Origin of the sequence: Immundisolibacter sp. (assembly GCF_041625615.1) — a bacterium.
Taxonomy (GTDB): domain Bacteria; phylum Pseudomonadota; class Gammaproteobacteria; order Immundisolibacterales; family Immundisolibacteraceae; genus Immundisolibacter.
This window is the reverse complement of record NZ_JBFJTF010000190.1, coordinates 1-3,459: the sequence shown is the minus strand read 5'-3', so window position 1 is coordinate 3,459 and position 3,459 is coordinate 1. Positions and strand designations below refer to the sequence as shown.

Below are 3,459 nucleotides of genomic sequence, written 5' to 3'. Positions count from 1 at the left end.
GCGTCGCAATCCGTGGCCCAGCAGGCGGCCGACATGGGCTGCACCGAGCACGGGCGCTGTTTGGGGTAGACGAAGTAGGCGCCGTTGGGACAGCTCAGGAAGTAGTCGTGCAGCGTGATCACGAACGGCAGTCCGCAGGTGGTTGCCACGGCCAGCACGCTAGGGCTGAACGCCTTGGTCCACTGGTGCATGTGCACCACGGTTTCACTGGGGTCGCAGTCGTGCAGCAGGGCCTTCAGCCACTGACCGGCGGCGGCGTTCCAGATGCCCTGTGCGGCGGCCCGCCAGCGCTGTCGCACGGCCCAGATGTTGCTAGCTCCGAGGCAGTGAACCGTGATGCCGGGCCGGTCCAGCTCCCGGCTCGGCGGCCCCAGGGCACAGGCAAACGTGACCTTGATGCCACGTTCGGCCAGCGCGGCAGCGCTCTTGACGGCCACCTGCGCGGCGCCGCCGGAGACATAGCCGTAATCACTGACGATCACGATGTGCATGTCTTCACAGCTTGCATAAGTCTTGCCGGATTCCGGTCAACCCAGGTGATGCCATGAAGAAACTCCATCCGGTTGCCCCGACGCTGATGTCCTACGCCGCCCTGACCGCCCGTCGCGAAGCGGTTAGCGCACCACCGCCGTGCGTCAGCATCATTACCGTGGTTCGCAACGGGGCGGCCACGCTGGCGCGCACCATCGCCTCGGTGCAGGCGCAGCAGGGCCCGGGCATCGAGCACGTGGTGGTCGATGGCGGGTCCACGGACGGCACCCAGGCGCTGCTGGAGCGCCACCTGCGGGCGCAGGATTTCTGGATCAGCGAGCCGGACCGCGGCATCGCCGACGCGTTCAACAAGGGGGTGGCGCTGGCGCGCGGCACCTACGTGCAGTTCCTGAACGCCGACGACTGGCTGTCGGACGGCCAGCTGGCGCGGGCGGTGGCCACGCTGGAGCAAAGCGGCGCCGACTTCGTGTTCGGCGACCTGGTGTTCTACCGCGACGACCGCCCCGCGTTCGTGTACCGGGGGGATCCGCACTACGCCGACGGCCTGCGCACCCACCTGCCACCGGTCAATCACCCCACGCTGCTGGCCCGCCGGGCGCTGTTCGAGCGGGTGGGGCTGTTCTGCCTGGAGCACCGCTACGCCATGGAGTACGACTGGCTGCAGCGCGTGCAGGGCAGTGGCGGGCGCGGCGTGCACGACCCCGGCATCGTCGGCCACATGACGCACGAGGGTGTGTCGAACCGGGCCTTCCGGGGCACCGTGCGCGAGGTGCGCGACATTGCCGTTGCCTATGGCGCGCCGGTCTGGCCGGCGCGTGTGCGGGCGGAGCTGAGCATTGCCAAGACGTCGCTGTCGCACTGGGTGCGCGCGCGCTCGCCGCGTCTGTACGACGCCGTGCGCGGCCGGATCAACCGCGCCTATGTGCCGGTGGCGACGCCGCAGGAGCCGGTGCGGTAGAGCGTTTCGATGCGCCCGGCCATGGTGCCGGTGTCGAACGCGCCGGCGTGCCGGCGCGCGTTGGTTGCCAGTTCCTCGCGCAGTGCGGCGTCGCGGGTCAGGTGTTCGATGGTGGCGGCCAGCGCGGCGGGGTCGCCCATCGGCACGACACGGCCACAGTTGCCCTGTTCGACCGTTTCGCTGACGCCGCCGACCGGCGTGGCGATCACCGGCACGCCGCTGTGCAGGGCTTCCAGCAGCACGTAGGGGAAACCCTCGTAGCGGCTGGGCATGAGCAGCAGGTCGACTTCCGCCAGCAGGCGCCGGCCGTCGGCGGCGCCCAGCCACGTTACGGCGGGTTCTGCGCCCAGCGCCCGCAGGCGCTGTTGCAGTGGTTCCCGCAGCCGGCCTTCGCCGGCGATGGCCACATGCAGCGGCACGCCGCGCCGGTGCAGCAGGCCGATGGCCTCGATCAGCACGTCGGGCGCCTTCTGCGTTTCCAGCCGGCCGATGAAGCCCGCCAGCACGGTGTCCGGCGCCAGGCCGGCGCGCTGGCGCACGCCCAGGGGGACGGCCTCGAATGGGGCGATGCCGTTGGGCACCACGATGCAGCGCTGCGCACCCAGGCCGAGGGCAACGGCGTGGGCCCGTTCCACCGCCGAACAGCAGACGATGCTGTCGGTCAGCGGCGCCAGCAGGCGTTCGGCGGAGCCGTAGAGCAGGCGCGCGCCGCGGCCCAGGTCCGGCGCCAGCGTGATCAGGGCGTGCGGTGTGTACAGGCAGCGTGCCCGTAACACCGTTGTAAGCAGCCGTGCATAGGCTCCGCCCTTCGAGCTGTGACCGTGTACCACGTCGAACGGGGCGTGGCTTCGCAGGTACCGCCAGATGTCCCACAGGCTGAACACATCGCGCGGATGGGGCGCACGCTTCATGGGCACGGCGCGCACGTGTGCACCGGGCAGGGCCTCGACCTGGTGCACCAGGGCCGGGTCGACGCGCCGGTTTCCGTGCAGCAGGTGCACCTCGTGCCCGCGTTGGCACAGCGCGATCATCAGGTCCGCCACGTGGCGACCCACGCCGGTGGTGAAGGTTTCGGTGATCAGTGCAATTTGCATGTGCAAATGGACACCTTGGGGGCGCGTTGGCCGGGGTTCAGGCACAGAAAATGCAGCGAATGTGCCAGGCGAAACTTGTCGGGTCGCACCACGATGCTGACGCTGACCGGCTTGGTATTCATTCCAGTGTGCGTGGCGGCCATGACCGCCGGGTTACGCGCGCAGCTGGCAACGTTTGGCGCCGGCACGGTGCTGACGTCGGCGGCGGTGGTCAACCTGGCGTCGTTCGGCATTCAGCCGGCGTACTTCATGGGGTTGTTGCTGCTCGGCGTGGCCGGTGTGCTGACGCTGATGCGGGGCGGCTACTGCCTGGATCGCGCGGTGCTGCTGCGTATGGCGCCGCTGGCCGTGCTGCTGTTGTCCTGCCTGAACGCGCTGTTCTGGGCCACAGCCGTGTTCTGGGACGACGTGTGGGTGGTGTCCGGGCGGCAGATGTTCGACCTGTCGTCGGCCGAGCGGTACAGCTTCCGGTCGGAGAACCTGAACCAGTTCACCTACCTCATTCTGAACATCCTGCTGACGCTGCTGCTGGCGGACCGGTTGGTGCGGCTGCCGGCGCCGGCGCTGCTGAAGACCGCCCACACGGCGGTGCTGGGCGCGTTTTCCGTGGCCACGCTGTTCGTCGCCTGGGACTGGCTGGCGCACAGCGCCGGCATTTATTTCCCGGACGCCTTCCTGCACTCGAACGCGTTCTATGCCACCGCGCACGAGCAGGCGTTTGGCGACATCGCGCGGATCAGTGGGCCCTTTTCGGAACCCTCGGCGCTGGCCTACGCCTACGGCGGGTTTCTCGCGTACGCCAGTGGCCGCTACCTGGCGGATCGCACGGCGCGCGCGTTGCTGATGGTGCTGGCGGCGGTGGGTGCGCTGGTGGTGTCGACCTCCACCACCGCCTACGCGCTGCTGGCGCTGTGG

4 protein-coding genes are annotated in these 3,459 nt (G+C 69.4%); 2 read left to right on the top strand and 2 right to left on the bottom strand.

The annotated features are described in order from the left end of the window. On the bottom strand, positions 1-491 hold a 491-nt coding region (locus ABYX71_RS11195), incomplete at its 3' end, for a glycosyltransferase (RefSeq protein WP_372696578.1). A 53-nt stretch (positions 492-544) separates the two neighbouring features. On the opposite strand from ABYX71_RS11195, the gene ABYX71_RS11190 reads away from it, so the two are divergent. Continuing rightward, positions 545-1,450, top strand: coding sequence for a glycosyltransferase family 2 protein (locus tag ABYX71_RS11190; RefSeq protein ID WP_372696577.1), 906 nt, complete (start codon positions 545-547; stop codon positions 1,448-1,450). On the opposite strand, the gene ABYX71_RS11185 is transcribed toward ABYX71_RS11190, so the two are convergent. Beyond that, positions 1,411-2,544, bottom strand: a complete 1,134-nt coding sequence (locus ABYX71_RS11185) for a glycosyltransferase (RefSeq protein WP_372696576.1) — start codon at positions 2,542-2,544, stop codon at positions 1,411-1,413. The two genes, ABYX71_RS11190 and ABYX71_RS11185, sit on opposite strands and share 40 nt — an antisense overlap. Before the next feature lie 111 nt (positions 2,545-2,655). Between ABYX71_RS11185 and ABYX71_RS11180 the strand changes: the two genes are divergently transcribed. Then, a partial coding sequence (locus tag ABYX71_RS11180) for a hypothetical protein (protein WP_372696575.1) occupies positions 2,656-3,459 on the top strand: 804 nt, incomplete at its 3' end.